Consider the following 23,272-nt stretch of genomic DNA (forward strand, 5'->3'; position numbering starts at 1 on the left):
TCGTACCGATTGCAGAAACGATGGCAGCGCTTAAGTCGGATTCGGTGGAAATGGTGACACGGCCAGCGAAAGTGGATGCATTCATGCCATGTTCCATCGTTAAGTTCAAGTACGTTTCCAAGGCTTCGGTTTGTGCGTGTGTCGGCACTTGCCCTTTGATCATCCATAGATAGTTGGCGGTATGGCCTAGGTCGCTTCTTGGCGCGACGAATTCCTGTCTGGTGCTTTGCCGGTATAGAAGAGCCGTCATTACAGGAAGTGCAGCAGTCAGGGCAATGGCTTGCTGTTGGCTCGCCAATTTTTTGAATTCGGCATGCTGATAAGCCGAGACAAGGGTCCGCATTCCGTCCATCAATGAAGTCTCTTTAGGCAGGGCCTGTGCGATGCTCATGATATGATCCGGCAACTGGCGATAGGATTTTAATTGTTCAGTGAGACTTGCGAGTTCCTCTTTTGAAGCATGATGGCCATGCCAGAGAAAGTAAGCTGTTTGTTCGAAATTTTTTCCTTCAATTACTTCATTGACCAATTTTCCGCGGTAACGGAGTTCGCCTTTATCTCCTTCGACAGATGCAATGGCAGTTTGAACGGCAACAATGCCTTTTAGGCCTTTTTGAAACATGGAAACTCCTCCTTTTTTTTTAAAGTATAAGCTGGAACTTTAATTATGAAAATTAAAGATTTATAATTAAAATAATTAAAAATACTAATTGAAAGGAGAGCAAAAATGGAGATGCAATGGCTGAGGACCTTTGCGGATGCTGCGGAAACCTTGAATTTCCGTAAGACGTCCGAACGCTTGATGCTGTCGCAGCCGAGTGTGACGGTACATATTCGGCAATTGGAAGAGTATTTGGGGATTCGCCTGTTTGACCGTATCAAGAACCGCGTGGTGTTAACAGAGGAAGGGCGCCATTTTAAACAGCAGGCAGAAATATTGGTAGAAAAATTCGATTCGACGGTGGATGAGCTTCAATCATTTGCCCAAGGCTACCGGCGAAAATGGACCATCGCGATCTCCCCGTTAATGGCAGAGACGGTGCTGCCGTATATCCTAAAGTCGTTTACGAAAGCGCATCCGGACCTTGAGCTGGTGATCCGTGTGGAAGAGTCGGAAGCGATTGAAGAACTGGTAGAGAGCGGGGAAGTGTCTGCTGGCATCTCCGCTTTGCTGCCGGTAAAACGAGTGATTCTCCATGAAGTGGTTTATGAAGATCCTCTACTGCTCATTGTGCCGAGGGATGCTTATGATGATGAGCGGGGCCCGGTGGTTTCAGCTGAAGAGGTTTTGCAGCAGAATTTCATCTTTACCCATCATCATCCCGTTTTTTGGGAAGAGTTGCTGGTGAAATTACGCGTGCAGCTGCCGGGTATCCGCACGATGACAGTGACGCAGGCCCATATCGCGAAACGGTTTATCCAGGAAGGGCTCGGCGTATCGTTTTTGCCGAAGTCGATGGTGCGCCGAGAGTTGATTGAAGGGCGTTTGATGGAAGCCCGTTTTGATTTGTTTCCATTGCCCAGTGTTGCGACGTATTTCTTATCGCGCAGCATGGGGGGACTTGAGAGAGATTTTTTAAGTCGCGTTCAATCGGTTTATTTCCGGTGAATTGAAGAAACGATAGTTTTATTGAAAATGGCGAATTTGTCGGATGCACTGGTATACTGCAGATAAGGAGGGGATGGATATGTATATTGAACAGCGCAATATTCGGCTTCGTTTGCTGAAACGTGAGGATTTTGAGGCATTATGGGCGCTTTATACACCGGACATCTTCGAATATATGCTGACAAAGGTGGAGCGTTTCGAAGATTTAGAGGCGTGGTTATCGGCTGGAATGAATCAATCCAATGTTCTGGTATTTGCCGTGGAACTTCCGGAAAGCGGTGAGATTGTCGGCACGACCCGCATGTATTCGATTGATGAGACGAACAAAAGCTGTGAAATCGGGGCGACCTTCTATAGCGAAAAAGCACAGCGCACACATGTCAATACGGCCGTCAAACATGCACTGTTGGGCTATTGCTTCGAAGAACGGGAGATGATCCGCGTCCAGTTCAAAACCGATGCTGAGAATATCCGTTCCCAAAAATCGATTGAACGGATTGGAGCGGTGAAAGAAGGGCATTTGCGCAACGAACGGATCCGCTCGACCGGTGAACCAAGGGATGCCATCGTCTATTCCATCATTGACCGGGAATGGCCGGAAGTGAAAAAATCACTAGAAGAGAAAATGAATAAATATTCGGAATAATGTCAGGTTGAGCCAAGAGAACCTCAGAGGGTACAATGAATATATCTTACTGAGGGGGTATAAAATAATGAAAAAATTAAATGTTTCTATTATAGGTGTACCAATGGACCACGGGCAAATGCGCCGCGGCGTCGATATGGGGCCAAGCGCAATCCGTTACGCGGGCGTTGTGGACCGCATTGAAAATCTTGGGCACGAAGTAAATGACGAAGGCGATATCCAAATCCGCAAAGCGGACGGCAAAGTGGATGAAAACACCAATTTGCGCAATATGGACGTAATTACCGAAGCAACAGAAGCACTCGGAGAAACTGTTTCAGGCGTAGCTAAAGCCGGAAATTTCCCATTGGTGCTGGGCGGCGACCATAGCATCGCGATCGGTACGCTTGCTGGCATTTCAGAGTATTACGAGAATTTGGGCGTCATCTGGTATGATGCGCATGCGGATATGAACACGAGCGAAACTTCGCCATCAGGCAATATTCACGGCATGCCGCTTGCGGCAAGCTTTGGGCATGGCCATGAAAAATTGACGAACATCCGCGGCTATTCTCCAAAAGTGAAGCCGGAAAACATCGTCATCATCGGGGCGCGTTCTGTCGATCCAGGTGAGCGCGAATTGATCAAAGAACACGGCATCAAAGTGTTCAGCATGCACGAAATCGATAAATTGGGCATGGATCACGTCATGCAGGAGTCGATCCGCTATTTGCGCGAAGAACGCAAAACCGACGGCGTCCATTTGTCGCTTGACCTTGATGGCATCGATCCGATGTATACGCCGGGTGTCGGTACGCCGGTGCCAGGCGGCATCAGCTACCGCGAAAGCCATTTAGCGATGGAAATGCTGTTTGATGCAGGATTGATCACTTCTGCAGAATTTGTCGAAGTCAACCCGATCCTCGATGAAAAGAACCGTACAGCAGATGTGGCGGTCGCATTGATCGGTTCATTGCTTGGTGAAAAATTGGTATAAGAATGAAGGGGCTGTCCGGAATTTCCGGGCAGCTTTTTTTAATTGCACAGAATGTATAGGGGATTAGGAAGAAGGGTGTAGGACTGAAAGGTATTACATTGCATGATTCTTATCAGCGAAATAATAAACTGATGAATTCATTCAAAGAACTGGAAATTGGCTGGTTTTTTCTGGGGATGGTTTGATAGGATAGAAGAAGAGAAAAAAATGAAACCTTTTCAGAACTGGACCGTATATAAAAGACAGCCGCATGGCGGAGGGAAATGAGATCATGGATGCGTTAGTGAATAAACGAATAAAACGAGTCATGAAGGGCGACCAAGACGCATTTGCCGAAATCGTGGAGCTGTATCAACATCAGTTGTTCCAGATTTGCTACCGCATGCTCGGCAATCGGCATGAAGCGGAAGATATTGCACAGGAAGCATTTACGCGGGCCTATGTGAACATACACACCTTCGACCAGAACCGTAAATTTTCCACGTGGCTTTACCGCATCGCCACCAATCTGTGCATTGACCGGATTCGCAAGAAAAAGCCGGATTATCATTTGGATGCGGAAGTCAAAGGCACGGAAGGCTTGAATATGTATTCGAAGATTGCCAATGATGAAGAGCTTCCGGAAGAAGAATTAATGCGGATGGAAGTTCAGGAGCGGGTGCAGTACGAAATAAGCCGCTTGCCGGATAAGTACCGGGCAGCGATTGTGTTAAAATATATCGAGGAATTGCCGCTGGCTGAAATCAGCGAAATCCTGGATTTGCCGCTTGGCACGGTGAAAACGCGGATACACCGCGGGCGCGAAGCACTTCGCAAGCAATTGAGCAATTTGTAGGAGGCGAGCATGATGAATGCGTGTCCGGAAAAAGTCATTCGCATGATGGACGATTACCTGGACGGGGAAATCAGCCCATCAGAGGAAAAAGAACTGAAAGATTACTTGCAGAGCTGCAGCGACTGCAGAAAAATATATCAAGAACTGACCAAGACCATTGCGTTTGTCCAAAGTGCTTCACATGTCCAGGCACCGTCGGACTTTGTGCAAAAGACAATGGCCGGTTTGCCGAAAGAATCGCAGCGCGTCGGGATGAAACGCTTTATGCGCCATCACCCGTTAATGATTGCGGCGGCACTTTTCGTCTTGTTGATGAGTGCAGCGATGCTGTCGAGCTTCAGCGACGACCAGCAATTTTCATTCACCAAACAGGAGCACTTGGTGGTTGAGGGTCAGACCGTCGTCGTGCCGGAAGGCCAAACAGTTATCGGGGATTTGACGATTCGCAATGGCGATTTACGTGTGGACGGGGAACTTGAAGGAGACGTGACGATCGTCAACGGCCAGTATATGGCATCGAGTGGCGTCATCAATGGTGAAATCGAGGAAATCGACCAAGCATTCGAGTGGCTCTGGTATACGATCAAAGGGACATTCCAAGATGCCGTCAGCTTTTTTGGCGGCAATGACCAATCAATAGACGAGTAAAGCCCATCCATTCATTGGATGGGCTTTTTGCATGGGGGCAGATGTCTCGGGATATGATATACTGAAACTATATGTACATGGAGAAAAGCGAGGGTTGCAGATGCCTTTTTTGGAAAACTTCAATGACCAGACGCCGCTTCAGATGATCGGAAATGTTATCGACATCCTGTTGGTCTGGTTCGTTATTTACAAACTTATTACTGTCATCAAGGGAACGAAGGCTGTCCAATTATTAAAAGGAATCTTCTTTATCATCATCGCGCGTCTTGTGACCCAGGCGCTCAACCTGGAAACGCTCGGTTGGATCATGCAGCAAGTGCTCGAATGGGGCTTTCTTGCCATCATCATCATCTTCCAGCCGGAACTAAGGCGCGCACTCGAACAGCTCGGGCGCGGGAAATTGTTCTCGAGCAGTACGCTTAATGAAGAATCCGAGCGCAACCGCTTGATTGAAGCGATGAGCAAATCGGTCAGCTATATGGCGAAGCGCCGGATCGGGGCACTCATTTCGATCGAGCGTGAAACCGGGCTCAGCGATTACATAGAGACGGGCATTCCGATGAATTCGGACATTACGTCGGAATTGATGATCAATTTATTCATTCCGAACACGCCGCTGCATGACGGTGCGGTCATCGTCCAGAAGAACCGCATCGCTGCGGCTGCCTGCTATTTGCCGCTGTCCGAGAGCCCGTTCATTTCGAAAGAGCTGGGGACGCGCCACCGTGCAGCACTCGGCATCAGTGAAGTGACGGATGCGATCACTATTGTCGTATCGGAAGAAACCGGTGCGATCAGTTTGACGGCCAACGGTGATTTACACCGCAATTTGTCGCTCGAAGACTTTGAAGTGAAGCTCCGCCGCATCTGGTTCGGTGCCGAACAACAGCAGGCGACGACTTCCTGGTGGAATTGGAGGGGGAAAAAGAATGGATAAGATGATGGACAATCCGTGGTTTCTACGGATCATGGCATTATTCCTGGCCTTTCTGCTCTTCTTTTCCGTCCAGACGGAAAACAATACGACCACGACCGAAACCGGAAGAGTGTCGGAAATAATCGAAGATGTGGAACTGCAAGTATATTATGATGAAAGCTTGATGGTCAGCGGCGTGCCGGAAACGGTCGACCTGTATTTAAGCGGCCCGGCAAGCATCATCCAGACGACGCGCCAGCTCGATGATTACACGCTGTTCATCGATTTGCGCAGCCTGCCTCTAGGGGAGCATCAAGTGCCGATTCAGACGGAAAACCTATCGGAACAACTGAGCGCACGCGTGGATCCGGCATTCGTTAATGTCGTGCTCGAGGAGCGGGTGTCCCAGGAATTCGATATCGACGCTGAAATGAACGAACGCTTGCTGGCAGAAGGATTTGTCTTGGACGGCCTGTCTGTCGAACCGGATACTGTGACCGTTACGGGACCGCAAAGCGTCATCAATGCCATCAGCTTTGTCAAAGCGACAGTGACCGGGGAACCGGAAATCAAGGAATCTTTCACTGCTGAAGCGCGTGTCCGCGTGCTGGCAGAAGATTTGACGAAACTCGACAATGTCACGATCGAGCCGGAATCCGTGGCGGTTGACGTTACGGTAGAGGAATACAGCCGCGAACTGCCGGTGCGTATCGAATCGACTGGCGATCCGCAGACAGGCATCACCATCAATTCCTGGACGCCTACAAGTGAACAAGTACGAGTCTTCGGACCGCGTAGCGTAGTGGATGCGATGGAGGAATATGTCATCGAAGTGGAAGCGAACAGCGTCACGGCATCCGATACGACGGTGACGGTCGAATTGCCGATTCCGTCGGGAGCTTCTGGGGTTTCGCCAGGAGAGATGCAAGTAGAAGCAGATATCTCGGTGGATGAATCTTTGATCGTGCCGGAAGAGTTGGAAAATCCAGAAATTGCCGATAGCAATGATGAAGAATAAAAATAGCTAAAAATGTAAACTTAGGTTAATATAAACAAATCATAATACAGAGTGATTGAAGGAGCGAAAAGAATGGGAAAATATTTTGGGACCGATGGTGTACGAGGGGTGGCCAATAGCGAATTGACGCCTGAACTGGCATTTAAACTTGGGCGTTTTGGCGGCTATGTCTTAACAAAAAGCTCAAAGGAAAAACCGAAAGTGCTCGTAGGGCGGGATACACGGATTTCCGGGGAAATGCTTGAAAATGCATTAGCGGCTGGATTATTATCAGTCGGCGCAGAGGTTATGCGCCTCGGCGTCATCAGCACTCCAGGTGTTTCATATTTGACACGTGTCATGAGCGCGGAAGCGGGAGTCATGATTTCAGCTTCCCATAACCCGGTCGCAGATAACGGCATCAAATTCTTCGGTTCGGACGGCTTTAAATTGTCGGACGACCAGGAAGCGGAAATCGAAGCCTTGCTTGATGCAGAAACAGACGATCTGCCGCGCCCAACTGGCGGAGATCTTGGCAGCATCACCGAATATTTCGAAGGCGGCCAAAAATACATCCAGTATTTGAAGCAAACAGTGGACGAGGAATTCGATGGCATCCACGTGGCGCTTGATTGCGCGCATGGTGCGACATCGACATTGGCGACTCACGTATTTGCCGATTTGGACGCTGACATCAGCTCAATGGGCGCTTCGCCAAACGGCTTAAACATCAACGAAGGCGTCGGATCGACACATCCTGAAGCACTTGCGAAGTTGGTCGTGGATAAAGGCGCGGACGTGGGCCTTGCCTTTGATGGCGACGGTGACCGTTTGATTGCGGTGGATGAAAAAGGAACGATCGTCGACGGCGACCAGATCATGTATATTTGCGCGAAGCATTTGAAATCAGAAGGCCGCTTGAAACAGGATACAGTCGTTTCAACAATCATGAGCAATATGGGCTTCTACAAAGCGCTTGAAGAAAACGACATGAAGAGCGTCAAGACGGCTGTCGGCGATCGCTATGTAGTGGAAGAAATGAAGAAAAATGAATACAATTTGGGCGGCGAACAGTCGGGCCATATCATTTTCCTTGATTACAACACGACAGGCGACGGATTGTTGTCAGGTCTTCAATTGGTGAACATCATGAAGATTACGGGCAAGAAATTGTCAGAGCTTGCGAATGAAATGACGATTTTCCCGCAAAAACTGGTGAACATCCGCGTGACGGACAAACACGGCGTGACAGATAATGCTGTCGTTGCCAAGAAGATTGCGGAAGTGGAACGCGACATGGACGGCGATGGCCGTGTGCTGGTGCGTCCTTCCGGAACCGAGCCATTGGTGCGCGTCATGGTCGAAGCGCCGTCTGCAGAAGCGTGCGAAGAGTACGTAGAGCGGATTGCGGCGGTTGTACGTGAAGAAATGGGCATGAAATAAATAAGCTAAAGGCCAGAGCATCCGCTCTGGCCTTTTTTTATGGGCAAAATGATACGACGTTGAGTGTAGAATTAGGAGATATATGAAAGTGGATAGTGGAGCTGTTAGTGGAAGAGATTACGCTTCAAGGGGCGCTTTAGGCCCGCAGGATGCGGGTCATGCAGCCGATGTGACAGGACGTCGCGTTATCGGCTGCCCGGAGTCGACATCCTTCGCTCCACGCCTAGATGTAGAGTAGAAATGAAATCGAGATGAGATATAGTAAATGCTTGTGCTGGAGATTGCGCTACAAGGGGCACGCTTGCCGAGGGGCGGGTGTTGAGCCAACGTGCATTCGCACGTTTGTCTCGCCAGCCCGCGCGGTCCCTCCGGCGTCGGCCCCTTTTCGCTCCATCTCTAAGTGTAGTGTGGAAATCAAATTCAACTGTCATTGAAATTAGCAGGAATAGTTTTAGACAGTTTTGTAATTACATAAAGAATAGCTAGTTAACCATCTTTTCCACTATCAACTCTAGCTAGGCCTCTTCTTACAGATGAAACAATCATCGGCCATAACGCCACACTCACACATCCCACTAAGCATCGACAACCAGTGGATGCAATACAAGAAGCTGAAGCTCAGTCGCTCAAAGCAATCAATGAAATCTAATAGCCGAACCGCGCACAGGGACGAGCCGGAGCAATAAGACAAGTGTTCTTCTTGGCTTATTGCGGGAGGCATGCCCAAAGCGGGAGGCGGCTGTTTGACGATGAAAGGGTCAATGATAACTTCTTCTCATTCGCTTGTCCGACTTACTCCACAAGATTTTCATTAGCTGAAACCTTTTCGGTTATTTATCGTCATTTCAAGGGGCTGCGCCGTCAAAAGTTTACCAAGGAATTCAAAAAGATAGGTTTTGGTATTTTCGGCAAAAATACATATTGAAAAGCTAGCATGCTTGTCCTCACAGGTTTTCGGGCCGCCTGTAAGTTGTTTAGAGCTGAAAATAGTTAGAAAACGTGAGGAGCTATGAACCAGCCGCTGGAAGATGACTGTGTGGATTGTCCTAAGGGAAGTTGTGCGTTGATTGACGGAATTGTAAGGAGCGGTTATGATTAGGGAGTCGGTTTAGCGCCGATGCAAAAGGGGGATAGAGGTAAGTGCGAAGGAAACCAATTATAGCGCCTGTACTGAAGAACTCGGACGGACCAGTCAGTCTTCAGTAGACGAGGAGGAGGAGTATCGAGATTTCGGCGGATACCTCCCGGCCGCGAAGCCCGGTCGTTATGTGCATGCTTAAAACAGTCGAGTGATCGATTGGACAACCAGCTTGCACGGGCTCACAACAAAGCGTTTGCGAACGCTTATTTTGACATTTAGAAAATTGGAGGAATATAAATTATGTGTGGAATTGTCGGGTATATTGGTGAACAGGATTCAAAAGAGATTTTATTGAAAGGCTTGGAGCGTCTGGAGTACCGTGGATATGATTCAGCGGGGATTGCAGTACGCAACGGCGAAGGCATCAAAGTATTCAAAGAAAAAGGCCGCATTGCCGATTTGCGCGGAGTCGTGGAAGACGATGTGACAGGAAACACAGGAATCGGGCACACGCGCTGGGCAACGCATGGCAAGCCAAGCAAAGTCAATGCTCACCCGCATCAGAATACATCAGACCGCTTCACGATCGTTCATAACGGCGTTATCGAGAACTACCATCACATCCAGCGCGACCATTTGGAAGGCGTGGAAATGGAGTCTGATACGGACACGGAAATCATCGTGCAATTGATCGGCAAATTTGTTGAAGAAGGCATGACGACCAAAGAAGCATTCAGCAAAGCTTTGAAATTGATGAAAGGCTCGTACGCGATTGCATTGCTCGATGCAGAAGAAGAGCAGACGATCTACGTAGCGAAAAACAAGAGCCCGCTTCTTGTCGGACTTGGCGAGAACTTCAATGTCATCGCATCTGATGCAATGGCGATGCTGCAAGTGACGGACCAGTTCGTTGAATTGATGGATAAAGAAGTCGTCATCGTGAAAAAAGAAAGCGTACAGATCTTGACGCTCGACGGCGAAGAAGTAGCCCGCGACCCATTCACAGCAGAAATCGACATGAGCGATATCGATAAAGGCACATACCCGCATTACATGCTGAAAGAAATCGATGAGCAGCCAGCGGTTATGCGCAAAATCATCCAAGCTTACCAAGACGAGAACGATCAATTGACGATCGATTCTTCAATTTTGGATGCACTCGAAACAGCAGACCGTCTGTACATCATTGCAGCAGGCACAAGCTACCACGCTGGCTTGATCGGCAAGGAATACTTGGAGAAAATGGCGGGAATTCCAGTAGAAGTACACGTAGCGAGCGAATTCGGCTACAACATGCCACTTCTTTCTGAAAACCCGTTGTTCATCTTCATTTCCCAGTCCGGCGAAACAGCGGACAGCCGTCAAGTATTGGTGCGCATCAAAGAATTGGGCCATCCATCACTGACGGTCACGAACGTGGCAGGCTCTACGCTTTCACGCGAAGCTGACCATACCTTATTGTTGCATGCAGGCCCTGAAATTGCGGTAGCATCTACAAAAGCATACACAGCGCAGTTAGCTGTACTTTCGATCTTGGCAGCAGTAACGGCAGAGCGCCGCGGCCGTGATATCGGTTTCGATTTGGTCCAGGAAATGGGCATCGTGGCGAATGCCGTGCAAGCACAAGTCGATATGAAAGAAGAACTTGAACAGATTGCAACGGATTACCTTTCAACTACACGCAATTGCTTCTTCATCGGGCGTTTGATGGATTATTTCGTCGGCCTTGAAGGCGCATTGAAACTGAAAGAAATCTCTTACATCCAAGCAGAAGGCTTTGCTGGCGGGGAACTTAAGCACGGCACGATCGCATTGATCGAAGAAGGCACACCGGTCATCGCGCTCGCGACGCAGGAATCCGTCAACTTGAACATCCGCGGAAACGTCAAAGAAGTGGCGGCACGCGGCGCAAATACATGCATCATCTCCATGGAAGGCTTGAACGAAGAAGGCGACAGCCACGTCTTGCCGAAAGTCCATGAATTGTTGACGCCGCTTGTATCGGTCATCCCGCTTCAGTTGATCAGCTATTATGCTGCTCTTCACCGCGATTGTGACGTCGATAAGCCGCGCAACTTGGCAAAATCCGTAACAGTTGAATAAGCAATGAGTGAACTCCCGCATCCGTGCGGGGGTTTTTTATTTCCCGGGGAATATCCTGGAATCCGCCAAAAGCCGTATCGTTTTTGTCGGGTGTGGGAAACATCGGGCATCTATAATGAAAGCAGTAAGGAGGCAGGGGATATGCTGAAACAAATGAACGAAGCGCTTGCCTATATTGAAGCGCATTTGGAAGAGGAAATCGACGAACGCGAGCTGGAGCGCATAGCTGGCACGTCCATTTACCATTTTCGGCGAATGTTCTCTTTCTTGTCAGGCTTCACATTGGGCGAGTATATGAGAAAGCGGCGGCTGTCGAACGCCGCAGCGGACTTGCACGCTGGCATGAGTGTGACGGAAGCAGCGTTCAAATATGGCTATGATTCAGCCGATGGATTCTCGCGTGCTTTCAAGGAATGGGCAGGGATCAATCCTTCAACGGTCCAAAAGAGCGGCATGTTGAAGTCGTTCCCAAAACTGACCTTCCAGTCAACTATAAAAGGAGGAGTAGAAATGGAATACCGCATCGAAGAAAAACAGGCGTTCACTATTATTGGCGTGAAGAAACGAGTGGCAATCCAATTCGAAGGGGAAAATGAAGAAATTATGACGCTTGCCAAAAGCATATCAGCGGAACAACGTGAGGAAATGCGCAGCTATGCAGATATGGAACCGCATCAAGTGATCAATGCATCATTCAATTTTGACGAAGGGCGCATGGATGAACAAGGCAGTTTGGATCACATGATCGGCTTTTTGACGGCGAAAAATGTCGAGGCTGGTAACGGACTTGATCGAGTCGAAGTGCCCGCACTTACGTGGGCGGTGTTTAAAGCAGAAGGGGAATTTCCTCGTGTGATGCAAGAGACATGGGGAAAAATCGTCTCCGAATGGCTGCCATCGTCCGGTTATGAACTGGCCGAAGCACCGGAAATTTCATTTACTGGTGATTTGTCAGATCCCGCTCATGTGAAAAGTGAGATTTGGATGGCAGTTCGTAAAACGACTCTGACAAAATGATGGCATGAAATTGATATGAATAGAAGAAAGAATATTCACTCTTTTCATTGAAAAAAGTTGTTTTTTCTCCTATGATGAAAAGGCATCGAGATCTGCATACATGCGGCACGAGAGGTTCATCATAAAGGAGGCGGAGTTATGACGAAAATAGGCATCATTACCGGCAGCACACGTCCAGGGCGCAATAGCCTGCAAGTGGCGGAATGGGTGAAAGGCATCGCCGACCAGCGCGGCGATGCTGATTATGAACTCGTGGATTTGGCTGAATACAATCTGCCGATGTATGCAGAGCCGGTTTCTGCGGCGTATAGCCAGGACTATCAGACGCCTGAAGCCATTCCATGGGCGCAAAAGATTGCGGAGTTGGACGGTTATGTATTCATTTGCCCGGAGTACAACCATGGCGTTACGTCAGCGTTAAAGAATGCCATCGATTATTTGTACATCGAATGGAATAATAAGGCGGCAGGCATTGTCAGCTATGGGTCAGCAGGCGGTGTCCGGGCAGCGGAATCCTTGCGCATCATCATGGCGGAACTGCAAGTGGCCACGGTGAGGACCCATCCTGCCATGTCCTTGTTTACGGATTTCGTGAAAATGAGTGAATTTAAGCCGGCAGCAGTCCACGAAAAATCGGTCAATGCCATGCTTGATCAAGTGAACGCTTGGACAAACGCATTGGAACCTTTACGCAAAGGATCCAACGAATAACACTTTCCCTTCTTTCCTGGATGACAGACGCGAACAATGGCGTCTGTCATCCAGGATTTTATTTTTGTTGAGAATGAAAGCTGCGATATCATTTTAACCGGTATGGAAGAAAGTGTATTATGAAAAGAGACAACAAAGAGTTTGCAGGAAATGAGGAATTTGAGTGGGGAAGATAACAGAAAAAAGAACAAGCAAGCGGGCCAAGAAGCTGTTGCGGGCCATTGCGGTCGTCATCGGTGGATTCATTACAGCGTATGGGCTCGAAGCCGTATTGATTCCGAATAATGTATCGGACGGCGGCGTGACGGGGCTGAGCATCGTCGGTTCACAGCTGACCGGCATGCAGCTCGGGATTTTAATCGGCTTGCTGAATATCCCGTTCGTCTATCTCGGATACAAACAGATTGGTAAGAGTTTTGCCATCTATTCGGTGATCGGCATTGCCGCTTTGGCATACGGAACGACCATCATGCACCATGTCCCGCCGATTGTCGAAGGCGACTCGCTGCTCGTGACTGTGGTCGGAGGCATCATTATCGGTTTCGGCATGGGGCTTGCGCTGCGCAATGGCGGCGCGTTGGACGGCATCGATATGCTCGCGGTATTGCTATCGCGGAAATTGCCGTTTGGCACGAGTGATTTGATTTTATTCCTGAACTTATTCGTCTTTATCGTCGTGTCGACGGTTTTCGGATTGCAGGGCGCGTTCTTGTCGGGGATCGCTTATTTCATCGCTTCCAAAGTGATCCATATGGTGGAGGAAGGCTTGAGCGGTTCGAAGACGTATAAGATCATCACGAGTGAACCCGAGAATATGGTCGAGACGATCCGCGACCGCTTGGGGCGCAGTGCTACATACAATTTGGTCAAAGGGGCGTATACCAACGAAGACTATAAGGAAATTACGTGCATCATCAACCGCCTCGAAGACAGCAAGATGAAGGAAATCATTTACGAAATCGACCCGCAGGCCTTTGTGGCGGTGTATGATGTCGCTGAAGTAAAAGGCGGGAATTTCAAGAAGCGCGATATCCATTAATGAAACAGGGGGAGACGATATGATCATCGGATTGCATCACGCACAAATTACCATCCCGAAAGGGGCAGAAGCGGAAGGAAAAGCGTTTTATTGTGACCTGCTCGGCTTGCAGGAAATCGATAAGCCGGAAGCATTGAGAGGACGCGGCGGCTTTTGGCTCGTCGTCGGACAACAGGAAGTGCATGTCGGGACTGAAGACGGATTTGACCGTTTGGCGACAAAGGCGCATCTAGCGTATCAAGTAGAAGACATCCACTATTGGCGCGAGCGGCTGGAAACGAACGCTGTTGAAATTCTGGAGGCGGTGCCGATTCCGGGATTTGCGCGTTTTGAATTCCGCGATCCGTTCGGCAACCGGGTGGAAATGATTCAACAGGAAGGGGCGGGAGAAAGCCAATGAAAGTGATAGCTGGATCAGATCGACAAGATAGTGAATTTATTCGAAACAAAGTGATTGAGCACAATATGAAGAACTTGCCGGACGAGGTGAAGACGCCGGTTGAGCATCTAAATTTTGTGCTGAAAGACGAGGACGGCACAATCATGGGCGGCCTCACCGCTACTACGTTCTGGCAGCATTTGCATGTCGACTTTTTGTGGGTGGATGACAGCCTGAGAGGGCAAGGCCAAGGCAGTGCATTGCTTGAGCAGATGGAGCAGGCGGCGAAAGAAAAAGGCTGCCGCTTGATCACGCTCGATACGTTCAGCTTCCAGGCGCCTGATTTCTACAAACGAAACGGCTACGAAGTGTTCGGCATGCTTGAAGATCACCCGAAAGGCTTCAGCCAGTATTTTCTGCAGAAGCGATTGGATAATTAGCAGACAAGGCCGGCCTGATTACAGGCTGGTTTTTTCTATGGAAAAAATTTCATTCACTAACTTGTAATGCAAGGGTTTATCGTTTATGATGATTTTATAACACTTGCATTGCAAGGTAGCGAAGTGACAGAGAAAGGGCTGATGCGCAAAGTGGCGGATTCTACACAAATGCTCAAAGGGATTTTAGATGGCTGCATCTTGTCGATTATCGAAGAAGGCGAGATTTATGGCTATGAACTGGCCGAAAAGCTGCAGAGCTACGGATTTCAATCATTCAGCGAAGGCAGCATCTATCCGCTGCTATTGCGGATGCAAAAAGAAGGGCTCGTGTCGAGTGTGCAGCGGAAATCGACAGCCGGGCCGAAGCGTAAGTATTATTCATTAACGGAAGCGGGACAAGCGGAGCTGGAGCAATTTCTCGGACGCTGGGCTGATTTGAAGCAATCGGTCGATGCGGTCATCACTAAAGGAGGGCACTGATATGCTATCTGCAAAATCTGAACAATTCCTGATCGAACTGCGCATGTATTTGGTACAGCGGGGAAAAAGCGATGAAGACATCAATGAAGTGGTCGATGAACTGGAAAGCCATTTGATCGAATCGGAGAAACACGGCAAAAGCGTCGAGAGCATCGTCGGGAAAGACCCGAAACAGTATATGAAAAGCATTGGGGCGTCGCTGCCGATTGCGGCGAAAGAATTGATGGTCCTCATCCCGGCGACGGTGCTGGTGATTGTCGCATATTTGGCGTATGTACCAGCCTTGTCAGGGGATTTCAACTTATCGCAAACGGTACTTTGGGGCATCATTCCGGTCGTCTTGAGCCTTGTTATCTACAGTTTCTTGATTTTCAAAGTGTTTCCGAAGTTTCACGATCAGCCGGTAAAGCTCGGCGTGATCGCGGTAACTATTTCAACTTTGGTCATCGGCTTTTGGGTGGCATTTTATTTATGGATGGTTCCAGAGAATACAGCGGCTTACTTCACGGCAACGGCTGAACAGAATTATATGATTGTCGCCGTCTGCCTTGTCGCGTTTATCGCCTATGCGCTGTACACGAAATCCTGGATTACGATTATCGTCGCGGCGTTAATGAGTGCGGGGCCGCTTGCGGAAAAATGGATCCCTAAGAATGTAAATGAAGACCCGTTTTATATCGCCGTGGCCATCGGGATTTTCGTCTTGATCGGTATTGCGGTCATCTGGTTGTTGATGCGAAAACGGCATAAAACGGCTTAAGTCATCAGTTAAACAGAAGGCTTGTCTTCACTTTGGATATCGCCGACCAATTCTTCGAGCAAATCTTCCAAGGTGATGAGGCCGGCCGTTCCACCGTATTCATCAAGCACGATGGCTAAATGGTTATGGCTTTTCTGCATTTCCAGGAACACTTCGTCGATTCCGCGCTTTTCAAACACAAAATGGGGCGCCCTCATGATTTGACGAATATCGAAGGCTTGCTGCTGGGGAGTTTCCCGATAACGGACCAAGTCTTTGATGTGGAGCGTACCGATCATATGGTCCGTATCTTGTTCATATATAGGGAATTTGCTGAAAGGGTGGTCGGTGACGAGCTGCACGACTTGTGCCAATGAATCGCCGATGGAAATAGCGATGATGTCTGTCGGGTGAACCATGATGTCTTCGACAGCTTTGTCGTTGAATTCAAAAGCGCGCGTGATGATGAATTGCTCCATGTCTTCGATGGTGCCTTTTTCCTTGCTGGCTTCGAGCATGAGCCGGATTTCTTCTTCTGTTTCTTCCGGCACAGGTTGATGGGGATCGATGCCAAACAGGCGAATTACTCCGTTTGTTGACCAAGAGAGAATGGTGACGAATGGGCTGGTGAGGACCGCGAGCACGCGCAGCGGATAGATCATGGCCATTGCAATGGGCTGCGGTTTTTGGAAGGCGAGCCGCTTTGGCACCAATTCCCCGAAGACGAGCGTGAAGTAGGACAACAGTAACGTGATGAAGATCAAGGAAGTGATTTGTACGATACCGGGGAGACGGGAAGCGACGTCCCTTGGACATAGAGCGACAATTCATCCGCAAAGCTATCCGCAGCGAAAGCGCTCGCCAAAAGCCCGCGAGCGTAATGCCGATCTGGATCGTCGCGAGGAACTGGCTCGGCTGCGACAGCATGGCGTCGATTAGCTGGGCTTTTATTGCCTGACTCGGCCATCTTCTTGATCTTGTAGTCATTCAATGAAATCAACGCGATTTCAGACGCCGCAAACAAGGCGTTTGGCGAAAATCAATGCAATCAATACTCCAAGTGCCCATCCCATCATGGAAGCCCCCTTGTGATCCTCGGTAGTCGAGCCGGTTGAACCTGAAAGCCTAACGAAAACGGAGAGTTGTGAAGGTGCTGATTAGCTTCAGTTTAGCTGAAAAATTTCAGGAAACCAATCATATGCAACGAAAAGAAGAGCTGCCGCAGCAGCTCTTCTTTTATGAATCAATAAACGGTGCCGGCTTCGAACGATTCGTCGCTGATTTCGCCGACGATTTCCTCGAGAATGTCTTCCATCGTCACGAGGCCTGCGATGCGTCCGTCTTTTCCGGTAATGACGGCCATATGCGTCCGGCTTTGCTGCATGCTGGCGAGCACTTTTTGGATCGGCGTGTTTTCCGGGAAGCTCGGCATCGGATGCAGGAACGTATCCGGGGCCGGGGTTCTGCCGGCTGCCATGCTCGTCAGCAATTCTTTCGTGTTGATGAAGCCGAGCAGGCGGTTGGGGTCTCCACCTTCCGTCACGGGATAGCGTGTATACTCATGGCCATCGAGGACTTCGAAAAGTTGTTCCTGGGTCAAGGAACTTTCGACCGAGACGATTTTCTCTTTCGGGATCATGATGTGCTTGACGATGCGCTCATCGAAATCGAAAATATTTTTCAAATACGTCAGCTCGGTCTGGTTAATCTCGCCGCTTTGGTAACTTTCAGCCATGATCAACTTCAATTCCTCTTCGGAATGGGCTTCCGTATGGCCGCTCGGCTCCACTTTGAACAAGCGCAAAAACAAGCGCGCTGAGCCGTTCAACAGCCAGATGAACGGGCTCATGATTTTCCCGAACCAGTAGAGTGGCGGGGCAAGCAATAAGGTCATGCGTTCTGCGTATTGGATCGCCAAAGTTTTCGGAGCCAGTTCGCCGATGACAACGTGCAAGAAGGTCACGATGCTGAGGGCGATGGCATAGGATAAAATGGTTGCGATGGCAGGGGACAAATTGAATTCCTCAAACAGTGGATGCAATAAGCGTTCAACAGTCGGTTCCCCGAGCGCCCCGAGAATCAATGCCGTAATCGTGATGCCCAGCTGGCAGGCAGAGAGGTAATAATCGAGTTTGTCTGCCACTTCTTTGGCGCGCACGGCTTTTTTATTGCCTTCCGAAATCAATTGGTCGATCCGTGACATCCTTACTTTCAAAATGGCGAATTCGGCGCCGACAAAAAACGCAGTCGCCAAAATCATTAAAGCTACGAGCAATAAGTTAATTATTATTTGTCCATCCAAGTTGGATCCCCCAGAATCGGGGGCTCACCTCCAGTTAGTTGATTTGGTCTTTTGATTTTTTCGGTTTTTGCTTAAACAGCACTTGCTTGATCTGCTGGTGGTCCATATCGGTGACTGTCCATTCCGTATTTTCATACGTCAACGGTTCGCCGATTTGGATTTCTCCGGTCGTGCGGTAATGTATCCAGCCGCCGATCGTGTCGATGTCCTCGCTATTTTCGAAACTTATGCCGAAGCGTTCTTCGAGTTCTTTCAATAACACGCGGCCATTCAATAAGTACTGGTGATCTTCGATTTTTTTGATTTCCGGTTCTTCGTCTTCATCGAATTCGTCGCGAATCTCGCCGACGATTTCTTCGAGAATGTCTTCGAGCGTAAGCATGCCGGCGGTCCCGCCGTATTCATCCGCGACGATCGCGAGGTGGACACGGGCATTTTGCATCCGCAGCAAAGCGCCTTGCAAATCCGTCATCTCAAAAACGGTCGGCACTTCGCGGACAAAATCGTGCAACTTCCAATCACGCCCTGCGACAATTTGCGGCAGCATTTTCTTGGCGCTGACAAAGCCGATAATCCGGTCCTTGTCGCCGTCTTCCGTGACCGGATAGCGGGTGTAATTATGTTCGTCGAGCACATCGATGATTTCTTGCGACGGCATGTCGAGGTCGAGTGTTACGAGCTCGGTCCGCGGCACCATGATGTCTTTGGCCGAACGTTCATCGAATGTGAAGACATTTTCCATATAAGACAATTCATTTTTATTGATGGCGCCGCCTTCATAGCTTTGCGCCATGATGATTCTCAGCTCGTCTTCAGAATACGCCTGTTCATGTCCTGGCTGGACACCGAAAACTCTCAGCAACAGGCGGGCGGCTCCGTTCAATGCCCAAATGAATGGCTTCATGATTTGGCCGAACCAATACAGCGGAGGGGCCAACAGCAGCGACATTTTTTCTGCGTATTCGATGGCGAGCGTTTTCGGCGCCATTTCCCCGAGGACGACGTGCAGATACGTCACCAATAGAAAAGCGATAGCATAGGAAGCGGCGGATGCAACCGAATCCGACACTTGGAAAAAGTCGAAGACCGGATACATGAGCCGTTCGACGGTCGGTTTCCCGAGTGCCCCGAGGCCAAGTGCCGTCACGGTGATGCCGAGCTGGCAGGCAGAGAGGTAGTAATCCAAATTGCCGGCGACTTCTTTGGCACGCACGGCTTTTTTATTGCTTTCTGCAATCAACTGGTCCAAGCGCGACATGCGGATTTTGACGACGGCAAATTCGGAGCCGACGAAAAAGGCGGTCAAAGCGAGCAATAGTACAAGCAAAGCTAAATTCAATAATGTGATTATGTCCACGTAAGATTCCCTAAAAAGGGATTCACCTCCATAAATAATTCAGCCGTGGCCTGGGACTTAATTTCCCACGCGGCACGTCTGATATTGGTCGAAATGGCCGCTTACGATGACAGGTGAACTCCGTTCGTTGAAATGAGGCGGTCCGCACGGGTGCAGCTGTTCATGCAAAACGGTTTAAAGCGGATGATTCGTTTGAATGTGTAAAGAATGTTCGCTAGTCCCTTCCCAATGGTTTCCCCTCCTTCAGTGATTAAGAAGTATAATACCATATTAATGACAGGAATCTGCAAATTATTCAGAAGAATGATGGATAAACAATCCCGAAATTTGGCGATATTATGTAGTAGCTTTTTTGTTTTTTTGTGCTATACTTTTTTTAACAACTCAATAGACCTTGACATCACGTCAAAGGGGAGTAGCTATGGGGAAACCTATTTCACAGTCGTCATTACATGGACCCGTTCCATCGGTTGTGATAGCAAAATCATTTTGCTTAGCAAGACCTTTGCCTTCTATAGGCAGAGGTCTTTTTTGTTGCCAAAAATAAGGAGGTTTTTCAGTTGGAAGCAATTTTATTGGAGTATTTATGGGTGCTGCTCGTGTTAGTAGCACTTGAAGGTTTGCTTGCTGCGGACAATGCCGTCGTCATGGCGGTCATGGTCAAGCACTTGCCGAAAGCACAACAGAAGAAAGCATTGTTCTACGGGTTACTCGGGGCGTTCGTGTTCCGTTTCGCGGCATTATTCATGATCACTTTGCTCGTCGATGTCTGGCAGATCCAGGCTTTGGGAGCAGCGTATCTGTTGTTCATTGCGTTTAAGCATATTTACGATCAGCGAAAAGGCAAAGAACACACCATCGAACCGGAAGCGACAAAAGGTTCTGGCTTCTGGATGACGGTATTGAAAGTAGAACTTGCGGACATCGCGTTCGCGGTTGATTCAATGCTTGCAGCGGTGGCACTTGCCATCACCTTGCCGCACCTCGGCTCGATGGAGGTCGGGGGCATCAACGGCGGCCAGTTCGCCGTCATGTTAACGGGTGGTTTGGTCGGACTTGTCATCATGCGTTTCGCGGCGCATAAATTCGTTAAACTCTTGGCGAATTACCCGCAGCTCGAAACGACAGCGTTCGTCATCGTCGGCTGGGTCGGCGTAAAATTGACCGTTTTGACGCTTGGACACGAAGGCGTCGGTATCTTGCCGTACGATTTCGCCCACTCGACAGAATGGAAATTGATCTTCTGGGGCGTCCTTCTTGCCATCGTGGCAGTCGGTGCACTTGTCAGCGTCAAGAAAAAGCGTGAACAAAGCGCTGCGTAATCCCGGCTGGCCCGGTTGCAAGCAAAGTTCCTGCATGATAAAATCAATTCAATTCTGAAATGAAACGAGTTGATGGGTGGACAATGCGTAACTAACCTATATTTTTAGTCATTTGAAATAGTTATTTTCGAAGGCAAAAACATAGGATTAGTCTGCCCATTTCAACCATAAGGTGTTGCTGTTTATTCGGCGCACCCAAATGTACCGGCTAATCCTTCCAAATTTAGATTTGGGAGGATTTTTTTAATTCTCCCTGTCAAAACGAGAAGGGGTGGTTCTGCATGACAGAACTGATGAAATTACTGAATGTATCCGTGGAAATCGAACAACAACCACTATTCGAGAACGTGACTGCGAACATCATGAGCGGTGATCGTATCGGCATCATCGGGAAAAACGGTGCCGGGAAAACAACTCTCTTGCGGCTGATCGCTGGTGAAATCGAACCGCCCAGTGGACAGCTGATTCAAGGCGCGCCGGGTATGAGCGTGCAGGCAGTCGAACAGGAATTGCCGGAGTACGCTTTTGAAGACGTGACGGCAGCGGAACAAACGCTATTGAACAGATGGAAAGTCCCACTCCGCGATTTCGCTCAATTGAGCGGGGGCGAAAAACTAAAGGCGAGGCTTGCGAAAGGTTTGGCTCAGACAGCGGATCTCTTGTTATTGGATGAGCCGACCAATCATTTGGACGCACAAGGCACGGCGCATCTGCTGCGCGAATTAAACGCTTATCCGGGTGCCATCACCATCGTGTCTCACGATCGTTATTTCCTCGATCAAATCGCGACGAAGATTTGGTCGATCGAAAACGGGAAGATCCACAGCCATAACGGCAATTACAGCGATTATATGGAATTCCGCGAACGTAAGCGTATAAGCCAGCAGCATGCCTATGACATACAACAAAAACGCATCGACCGGATCGAAACCCAGATGAAGCAGCTTTCCTCGTGGTCTGAATCGGCGCATGCCAATTCCACCAAGCAGGAAGGCTATAAGGAATATTATCGGGTCAAAGCCAAAAGCATGGACGCGCAAGTGAAATCAAAACAGAAGCGGCTGGAGAAGGAATTGGCGAAGGCAGCGGTCGACGCTGTCGAACCGGCATACGAGGTGGACTTTGCCTTCCGCGCCAATCCGAAAGCCGGCAAACGCTTTTTGGAAGTGAAGAAGCTAGGTAAATCGTTTGGCGACATGCCATTATTCAAGAACGCTTCGTTTACGGTCCAGCACGGGGAGAAAATCGCCGTCGTCGGCGCAAACGGCAGCGGCAAGACGACATTTTTGAAAATGCTGGCGGGCGAAGAGCCAGTGAGCGATGGGGAGCTATGGCTATCGCCTTCCGCTTCTATCGGCTATTTGACGCAAGATGTCTTTGATTTGCCGCTCGACCGGACGCCTGCCGAATTATTTGAGCAATTCACGTTCAAAGAGCGGGGGCGTGTGCAAAACTTATTGAAGCATTTAGGCTTCCGTAAAGAGCAATGGCTGGAGCCGATCCGTGAAATGAGCATGGGTGAGCGGGTCAAATGCAAATTGATGAAATTCATCTTGGAGGACAAAGACGCCTTACTGCTTGATGAGCCGACCAATCATTTGGATTTGCCGTCGCGCGAACAATTGGAATCGACCTTGGCGGACTACCGCGGGACGCTTCTGGTCGTGTCGCATGACCGCTATTTGCTCGACAAGGCGACGTCTTGCAAACTGGTGTTTGAAGACGGAACGATTCGCAAGCAGCTCGGAGAAGCGCCGCAAAAAGAAGCGCTCGGAAGCACCGGTGAACTCCGGTTGAAACTTGAAACGGAGCGCCAGGCCGTGCTCGGTAAGCTCAGCTTCATGCAGCCGAAAGACAAGGACTACGCAGAACTGGATCGGCGTTTTATGGAACTGACGAAGCAATTGAAGGAACTGGAGTAGAGCATGATAACGAAAAAGAGACGGCTCAGGCCGTCTCTTTTTTCAGTTTGTCGAGAAAGATAAGAAATCGTATTTTCCGAAGCTTATCGCTCGCTTTCCGTGGGCTCGCGCCCAAGCCTCCTCAGTCGCTTTGCGCCTTGCGGGGTCTCGGTCGTCTCGCTAATCCACTGGAAAGATTAGGTCGACCTACGGGAGACCTTATCTTTGCGAAAGTAATGCGCAGCATTATTGAGCAGAAGGGGTTACGAGCGAACGCTTCTCCAAATACTGAGATAGTTCATTGAAGTTTAATAGTAGGAAAGGTAAGCAG

The 23,272-nt window shown here is 49.2% G+C and carries 23 protein-coding genes (1 of these 23 only partly in view); 18 read left to right on the forward strand and 5 right to left on the reverse strand.

Features of this window, described 5'->3' with window-relative positions; translation table 11 throughout:
* Window positions 1-622, reverse strand: the 5' portion of a protein-coding gene (locus tag CW734_RS02085) for a citrate synthase/methylcitrate synthase (RefSeq protein ID WP_101189211.1). 458 nt of this gene lie to the left of the window's left edge; only the first 622 of its 1,080 coding nucleotides appear in the window; it begins with the start codon at window positions 620-622; its stop codon lies off the left edge, out of view.
* A gap of 105 nt (window positions 623-727) precedes the next feature.
* Here CW734_RS02085 and CW734_RS02090 point away from each other — a divergent pair, with 105 nt between their 5' ends.
* The 16 genes from CW734_RS02090 to CW734_RS02165 all read left to right on the forward strand — a co-directional run bounded on the left by CW734_RS02090 (window position 728) and on the right by CW734_RS02165 (window position 16,080).
* Window positions 728-1,609, forward strand: a complete 882-nt coding sequence (locus tag CW734_RS02090; RefSeq protein WP_101189212.1) for a LysR family transcriptional regulator — start codon at window positions 728-730, stop codon at window positions 1,607-1,609.
* Window positions 1,610-1,688: 79 nt separating this feature from the next.
* The gene (locus CW734_RS02095) at window positions 1,689-2,255 is read left to right on the forward strand and encodes a GNAT family N-acetyltransferase (protein WP_232787135.1); all 567 of its coding nucleotides are present in this window, start codon (window positions 1,689-1,691) and stop codon (window positions 2,253-2,255) included.
* A gap of 67 nt (window positions 2,256-2,322) precedes the next feature.
* Window positions 2,323-3,231 carry an arginase gene (gene rocF / locus CW734_RS02100; protein WP_101189214.1) on the forward strand — a complete coding sequence of 303 codons (909 nt, stop codon included), beginning with the start codon at window positions 2,323-2,325 and terminating at the stop codon, window positions 3,229-3,231.
* Window positions 3,232-3,502: 271 nt separating this feature from the next.
* Window positions 3,503-4,066, forward strand: coding sequence for an RNA polymerase sigma factor SigW (gene sigW / locus CW734_RS02105; protein WP_101189215.1), 564 nt, complete (start codon window positions 3,503-3,505; stop codon window positions 4,064-4,066).
* A 12-nt stretch (window positions 4,067-4,078) separates the two neighbouring features.
* Entirely contained in the window at window positions 4,079-4,714 is a 636-nt protein-coding gene (locus CW734_RS02110) for a zf-HC2 domain-containing protein (RefSeq protein WP_101189216.1), read from the forward strand.
* Between the two features lie 100 nt (window positions 4,715-4,814).
* Complete coding sequence (gene cdaA, locus CW734_RS02115; protein WP_101192104.1) at window positions 4,815-5,651, forward strand: diadenylate cyclase CdaA; 837 nt, start codon at window positions 4,815-4,817, stop codon at window positions 5,649-5,651.
* Window positions 5,644-6,648: a CdaR family protein gene (locus CW734_RS02120; RefSeq protein ID WP_101189217.1), complete on the forward strand. Its 1,005-nt coding sequence runs from the start codon at window positions 5,644-5,646 to the stop codon at window positions 6,646-6,648. The genes cdaA and CW734_RS02120 overlap by 8 nt, the downstream gene beginning before the upstream one ends.
* 72 nt (window positions 6,649-6,720) lie before the next feature.
* Entirely contained in the window at window positions 6,721-8,070 is a 1,350-nt protein-coding gene (glmM, locus tag CW734_RS02125; protein WP_101189218.1) for a phosphoglucosamine mutase, read from the forward strand.
* A 1,381-nt stretch (window positions 8,071-9,451) separates the two neighbouring features.
* Complete coding sequence (gene glmS / locus CW734_RS02130; protein ID WP_101189219.1) at window positions 9,452-11,254, forward strand: glutamine--fructose-6-phosphate transaminase (isomerizing); 1,803 nt, start codon at window positions 9,452-9,454, stop codon at window positions 11,252-11,254.
* A gap of 141 nt (window positions 11,255-11,395) precedes the next feature.
* Window positions 11,396-12,271, forward strand: coding sequence for an AraC family transcriptional regulator (locus CW734_RS02135; RefSeq protein WP_101189220.1), 876 nt, complete (start codon window positions 11,396-11,398; stop codon window positions 12,269-12,271).
* 138 nt (window positions 12,272-12,409) lie between these two features.
* Complete coding sequence (locus CW734_RS02140; RefSeq protein WP_101189221.1) at window positions 12,410-12,982, forward strand: NADPH-dependent FMN reductase; 573 nt, start codon at window positions 12,410-12,412, stop codon at window positions 12,980-12,982.
* 172 nt (window positions 12,983-13,154) lie between these two features.
* Entirely contained in the window at window positions 13,155-14,021 is an 867-nt protein-coding gene (locus CW734_RS02145; RefSeq protein WP_374703195.1) for a YitT family protein, read from the forward strand.
* Between the two features lie 19 nt (window positions 14,022-14,040).
* Window positions 14,041-14,421 (forward strand): VOC family protein, encoded by a 381-nt coding sequence (locus CW734_RS02150; protein WP_101189223.1) that lies wholly within the window; start codon window positions 14,041-14,043, stop codon window positions 14,419-14,421.
* Window positions 14,418-14,840, forward strand: a complete 423-nt coding sequence (locus CW734_RS02155; RefSeq protein ID WP_101189224.1) for a GNAT family N-acetyltransferase — start codon at window positions 14,418-14,420, stop codon at window positions 14,838-14,840. The genes CW734_RS02150 and CW734_RS02155 overlap by 4 nt, the downstream gene beginning before the upstream one ends.
* Window positions 14,841-14,990: 150 nt before the next feature.
* On the forward strand, window positions 14,991-15,320 hold the full coding sequence (locus CW734_RS02160) for a PadR family transcriptional regulator (RefSeq protein ID WP_101192105.1): 330 nt from the start codon (window positions 14,991-14,993) through the stop codon (window positions 15,318-15,320).
* Window position 15,321: 1 nt separating this feature from the next.
* Entirely contained in the window at window positions 15,322-16,080 is a 759-nt protein-coding gene (locus CW734_RS02165; protein WP_101189225.1) for a DUF1129 family protein, read from the forward strand.
* An 8-nt stretch (window positions 16,081-16,088) separates the two neighbouring features.
* Here the strand turns inward: CW734_RS02165 and CW734_RS02170 are convergent, their stop codons facing one another.
* From CW734_RS02170 to CW734_RS02185, 4 genes are all read right to left on the reverse strand, one after another.
* On the reverse strand, window positions 16,089-16,823 hold the full coding sequence (locus CW734_RS02170) for a hemolysin family protein (protein WP_101189226.1): 735 nt from the start codon (window positions 16,821-16,823) through the stop codon (window positions 16,089-16,091).
* A complete protein-coding gene (locus tag CW734_RS02175) occupies window positions 16,820-17,059 on the reverse strand; it encodes a hypothetical protein (protein ID WP_157824109.1) in 240 nt (79 codons plus the stop codon). The genes CW734_RS02170 and CW734_RS02175 overlap by 4 nt, the downstream gene beginning before the upstream one ends.
* A gap of 243 nt (window positions 17,060-17,302) precedes the next feature.
* Complete coding sequence (locus CW734_RS02180) at window positions 17,303-18,361, reverse strand: hemolysin family protein (RefSeq protein WP_101189228.1); 1,059 nt, start codon at window positions 18,359-18,361, stop codon at window positions 17,303-17,305.
* A 34-nt stretch (window positions 18,362-18,395) separates the two neighbouring features.
* Window positions 18,396-19,718 carry a hemolysin family protein gene (locus tag CW734_RS02185; RefSeq protein ID WP_101189229.1) on the reverse strand — a complete coding sequence of 441 codons (1,323 nt, stop codon included), beginning with the start codon at window positions 19,716-19,718 and terminating at the stop codon, window positions 18,396-18,398.
* Between the two features lie 560 nt (window positions 19,719-20,278).
* Here CW734_RS02185 and CW734_RS02190 point away from each other — a divergent pair.
* Entirely contained in the window at window positions 20,279-21,040 is a 762-nt protein-coding gene (locus tag CW734_RS02190; RefSeq protein ID WP_101189230.1) for a TerC family protein, read from the forward strand.
* Window positions 21,041-21,321: 281 nt separating this feature from the next.
* The gene (abc-f, locus tag CW734_RS02195; protein ID WP_101189231.1) at window positions 21,322-22,962 is read left to right on the forward strand and encodes a ribosomal protection-like ABC-F family protein; all 1,641 of its coding nucleotides are present in this window, start codon (window positions 21,322-21,324) and stop codon (window positions 22,960-22,962) included.
* The last annotated feature ends 310 nt before the right edge of the window (window positions 22,963-23,272 follow it).

Source organism: Planococcus sp. MB-3u-03 (assembly GCF_002833405.1).
GTDB lineage: Bacteria > Bacillota > Bacilli > Bacillales_A > Planococcaceae > Planococcus.

What these genes read in the sequence shown, in the direction of transcription:
- glmS (WP_101189219.1), top strand. Translation starts at nt 9,452, where the DNA reads ATGTGTGGAATTGTCGGGTATATTGGTGAACAGGATTCAAAAGAGATT.
- CW734_RS02140 (WP_101189221.1), top strand. Translation starts at nt 12,410, where the DNA reads ATGACGAAAATAGGCATCATTACCGGCAGCACACGTCCAGGGCGCAAT.
- CW734_RS02110 (WP_101189216.1), top strand. Translation starts at nt 4,079, where the DNA reads ATGAATGCGTGTCCGGAAAAAGTCATTCGCATGATGGACGATTACCTG.
- CW734_RS02150 (WP_101189223.1), top strand. Translation starts at nt 14,041, where the DNA reads ATGATCATCGGATTGCATCACGCACAAATTACCATCCCGAAAGGGGCA.
- abc-f (WP_101189231.1), top strand. Translation starts at nt 21,322, where the DNA reads ATGACAGAACTGATGAAATTACTGAATGTATCCGTGGAAATCGAACAA.
- CW734_RS02155 (WP_101189224.1), top strand. Translation starts at nt 14,418, where the DNA reads ATGAAAGTGATAGCTGGATCAGATCGACAAGATAGTGAATTTATTCGA.
- glmM (WP_101189218.1), top strand. Translation starts at nt 6,721, where the DNA reads ATGGGAAAATATTTTGGGACCGATGGTGTACGAGGGGTGGCCAATAGC.
- cdaA (WP_101192104.1), top strand. Translation starts at nt 4,815, where the DNA reads ATGCCTTTTTTGGAAAACTTCAATGACCAGACGCCGCTTCAGATGATC.
- sigW (WP_101189215.1), top strand. Translation starts at nt 3,503, where the DNA reads ATGGATGCGTTAGTGAATAAACGAATAAAACGAGTCATGAAGGGCGAC.
- CW734_RS02165 (WP_101189225.1), top strand. Translation starts at nt 15,322, where the DNA reads ATGCTATCTGCAAAATCTGAACAATTCCTGATCGAACTGCGCATGTAT.
- CW734_RS02095 (WP_232787135.1), top strand. Translation starts at nt 1,689, where the DNA reads ATGTATATTGAACAGCGCAATATTCGGCTTCGTTTGCTGAAACGTGAG.
- rocF (WP_101189214.1), top strand. Translation starts at nt 2,323, where the DNA reads ATGAAAAAATTAAATGTTTCTATTATAGGTGTACCAATGGACCACGGG.
- CW734_RS02135 (WP_101189220.1), top strand. Translation starts at nt 11,396, where the DNA reads ATGCTGAAACAAATGAACGAAGCGCTTGCCTATATTGAAGCGCATTTG.
- CW734_RS02090 (WP_101189212.1), top strand. Translation starts at nt 728, where the DNA reads ATGGAGATGCAATGGCTGAGGACCTTTGCGGATGCTGCGGAAACCTTG.
- CW734_RS02120 (WP_101189217.1), top strand. Translation starts at nt 5,644, where the DNA reads ATGGATAAGATGATGGACAATCCGTGGTTTCTACGGATCATGGCATTA.